Origin of the sequence: Kitasatospora sp. NPDC059571, assembly GCF_042735675.1 — a bacterium.
Taxonomy (GTDB): domain Bacteria; phylum Actinomycetota; class Actinomycetes; order Streptomycetales; family Streptomycetaceae; genus Kitasatospora.
On sequence record NZ_JBHWBW010000669.1, the window covers coordinates 1 to 3,155 of the forward strand.

Here is a 3,155-nt window from a genome sequence, read left to right on the forward strand (position 1 = left end):
GCGCGGTGCCGCGGGGGCGGCCGGGGCGGCGGGTGCCGCGGCGGCCGGGGTCGGACGGGGGCCCGGCGTCGCAGCTGGACGCGGGCCGGGGGTGGGGGCACCCGGCTTGGGTGCAGCCGCGCCGGAACCGGCGGGCTGGGGCGCCGCGGGCTTGCGCGGGCCAGGCTTCGCGGAGGAACCGCCGGACGGCGGCGTTGCTCCCAAAGCGTCAGTCAACTTACGAACGACCGGCGCCTCAATCGTCGAGGACGCCGAACGCACGAACTCACCGAGCTCGGTGAGCTTGGCCATGACGGCCTTGCTCTCCAAGCCGAGCTCCTTGGCGAGTTCATATACCCGGACCTTAGCCACTTCGCTCCTGATCTATCCGTCCGGGGTAATCGTCCGCCGGACTGTCGCTACTTCATGGGCGTACTCATCGCGTACTCATCGAGTGCTCATCGCAATCTCGACCTACTTCCATCTCGCGAGGTACCTGACGTTTCGCGCCGCGCACGGGTGACCGTGCGCCGCACACTGCTGTGGTGCTCCGCCGCGCCTGACTGCTCAGGACGCCGGGGTGACTCCCGCCCGCTGTCCGACGTACGCGCGGAGCGCATCGGTGTCGAGCGGACCCTGGAGCCGGAAGGCCCTGGGGAACGCCCGACGGCGGACCGCGAGGTCGAGGCAGGCGGGGTCGGGGTGCAGATGTGCGCCCCGTCCCGGCAGTGCGCCGCGGTGGTCGGGAACACAGACGCCCTCGACCGCCACGACACGCAGCAACTCGTGCTTGGCCGCGCGCTTGCGGCAGCCCACGCAGGTGCGTTCAGGGCATGCTCGGACTTGCGTCCGGCCAGACAAGCTCAAGTCTACCCCTCCGAAGGGACATGGCGCCGCCCGCCGATCAGGGCGGGACGGCAGCCATCGTCAACAACCGGGCCGACGGCCCTATTCCTGGGCCCCGTCCGCGGGCACCTCGGTGTCCGGCCGGATGTCGATCCGCCAGCCGGTGAGGCGGGCGGCCAGGCGGGCGTTCTGGCCCTCCTTGCCGATCGCCAGCGACAACTGGTAGTCCGGCACGATCACCCGTGCGGAGCGCTGCGCGAAGTCGACGATCTCGACCTTGGTCACCCGAGCGGGCGACAGCGCGGCCGCGACCATCTCCGCCGGGTCGTCCGACCAGTCGACGATGTCGATCTTCTCGCCGTGCAGCTCGGCCATCACGTTGCGCACCCGGCCGCCCATCGGGCCGATGCAGGCGCCCTTGGCGTTGAGCCCCTGGCGGCGCGACCACACCGCGATCTTGGTGCGGTGGCCGGCCTCGCGGGCGATCGCGGCGATCTCCACCGAGCCGTCCGCGATCTCCGGCACCTCCAGGGCGAACAGCCGCTTCACCAGGTTCGGGTGAGTGCGCGACAGGGTCACCGACGGGCCGCGGACACCGCGGCGCACGCCCACAACGTAGCAGCGCAGCCGGGTGCCGTGCTTGTACTCCTCGCCGGGCACCTGCTCCTGCGGGGGCAGGATCGCCTCCAGCTTGCCGATGTCGACCAGGATGTTCTTCGGGTCGTTGCCCTGCTGGACGACACCGGTGACGATGTCGCCCTCCTTGCCGGCGTACTCGCCGAAGGTCTGGTCGTCGGCGGCGTCGCGCAGCCGCTGCAGGATCACCTGCTTGGCGGTCGACGCGGCGATCCGGCCGAAGCCGCTGGGAGTGTCGTCGAACTCCTTGGGCTCGACGCCCTCGTCCAGCTCGGCGGCGTCCTCCAGCGCCCAGACCGTCACGTGGCCGGTCTTGCGGTTCAGCTCGACCCGGGCCCGGCGGCGCGAGCCCTCGGTGCGGTGGTACGCGATGAGGAGCGCCGACTCGATGGACTCGACCAGCAGGTCGAACGGAACGCCCTTCTCGGTGACCAGCCCACGCAGGGCGCTCATGTCGATGTCCACGGCTACGCCTTCTCTTCGTTCAGGTTCATGGGTCGCGGCTACTCGTCTTACTCGTCGTCGGCGTGGTCGTCGGAGTCGTCCGCCAGGTCCTCGGCCTCGTCGAGCAGGGCCTCGTCCTTGCGGTTGAACTCGACCTGCACCCGGGCCCCGGCGATCTCCGCGAAGCCCAGCCGGCGCTCCTTCGGACGGCCGCGGCCCTTCACCGGCTGCACCTCGACCAGTGCGCCGTCCTCGTCGCTCTCCAGGATCCGCGCGGTGATCTCGCCGCCTTCGACGAGGCGGATCGCGGCCAGCCGGCCCTCGGCCCGGCGCCAGTGCCGCGGCTCGTTCAGCGGGCGCTCGGCCCCCGGGGAGCCGACCTCCAGCAGGTAGGGGGCACTGCCCATCACGTCGGAGTCGTCGAGGGCCTGGCCGACCAGGCGGCTGAAGTCGGCGATCGCATCGAGGTCCACCCCGCCGTCGGCGTCGACGTCGATCTGCACCTGGCGGCGGCTGCCGGCCTGGGTGACCTTGACGTCCTCGAGATCGAGACCGGCCTCGGCGGCCAGCGGTTCCAGCAGCGCGCGCAGCCGGTCGATCGGTGGGGTACTCATCCGGGTGACTCCTCGGCCGCGTCTGCTGTTGTCAGGTGCTAACTCATCGCGCAGCCTATCCGGTCCGGCCCGCAACCGCCGATTCCGACCGTGCGTCCCCGCGGGTGACGGCGGGCCGCTGCGAGCAAGCTCACACCCGTTCGCCCCGGGACCGGTACCGGGCCGCGCCGGGCCGTCCTGCCATGATGCACGGTGATCAAGGGGGCGCCCGGCCCCGCCCAGCGAGCGAGCGGAGGCCGTCGATGCCGTCCCCCACCCGGCGGACCGTCCTGATGATCGGCGCCCTGGCCGGCGCCCTCGCGGCGGCCGGCTGCTCCGGGGACGACGGGGACCGGAGGGGCTACGCCCGGCCCGACCCGGACCTGCCGCTGCGCCGCCGCGCGGTCGCCGCCACGGACACCCTGCTGGCCGGGTACGACGCGGTGCTCGCCGGCCCCGGCGCCGACCGCGCCGCGGACCTGCGGCGGCAGCGCGCGGACGTCGCCGTCCACCGGGCGGCGCTCGCCCGCGGACTGCCGCCGGCCTCCCCCGCCGCCTCGCCGGCCGGCCCGCAGTCGGCCTCCGCGGCGCCGGCCGCGAGCCCCGTCCGGTCGGTCGCCGACCGGGCAGCGGCCTAACGGACCACCGCCGCCGCCC

At 73.2% G+C, this 3,155-nt stretch carries 5 protein-coding genes; 1 reads left to right on the forward strand and 4 read right to left on the reverse strand.

Annotation, left to right across the window (positions count from 1 at the left end):
- The 4 genes from ACFV0G_RS37545 to rimP all read right to left on the reverse strand — a co-directional run.
- The coding region (locus ACFV0G_RS37545; RefSeq protein WP_380557757.1) for a translation initiation factor IF-2 N-terminal domain-containing protein at positions 1 to 351 on the reverse strand (351 nt) is incomplete at its 3' end.
- Positions 352 to 546: 195 nt separating this feature from the next.
- Positions 547 to 840: a YlxR family protein gene (locus tag ACFV0G_RS37550; RefSeq protein WP_380557768.1), complete on the reverse strand. Its 294-nt coding sequence runs from the start codon at positions 838 to 840 to the stop codon at positions 547 to 549.
- A gap of 87 nt (positions 841 to 927) precedes the next feature.
- Positions 928 to 1,926, reverse strand: coding sequence for a transcription termination factor NusA (gene nusA, locus ACFV0G_RS37555; RefSeq protein WP_380557760.1), 999 nt, complete (start codon positions 1,924 to 1,926; stop codon positions 928 to 930).
- 47 nt (positions 1,927 to 1,973) lie between these two features.
- A complete protein-coding gene (gene rimP, locus ACFV0G_RS37560) occupies positions 1,974 to 2,519 on the reverse strand; it encodes a ribosome maturation factor RimP (RefSeq protein ID WP_380557763.1) in 546 nt (181 codons plus the stop codon).
- Positions 2,520 to 2,761: 242 nt separating this feature from the next.
- Between rimP and ACFV0G_RS37565 the strand changes: the two genes are divergently transcribed.
- Entirely contained in the window at positions 2,762 to 3,136 is a 375-nt protein-coding gene (locus ACFV0G_RS37565; protein WP_380557765.1) for a hypothetical protein, read from the forward strand.
- The last annotated feature ends 19 nt before the right edge of the window (positions 3,137 to 3,155 follow it).

Excerpts from the sequence above, each read along its gene's own strand:
- rimP (WP_380557763.1), bottom strand. The coding sequence starts at position 2,519 with ATGAGTACCCCACCGATCGACCGGCTGCGCGCGCTGCTGGAACCGCTG.
- ACFV0G_RS37565 (WP_380557765.1), top strand. The coding sequence starts at position 2,762 with ATGCCGTCCCCCACCCGGCGGACCGTCCTGATGATCGGCGCCCTGGCC.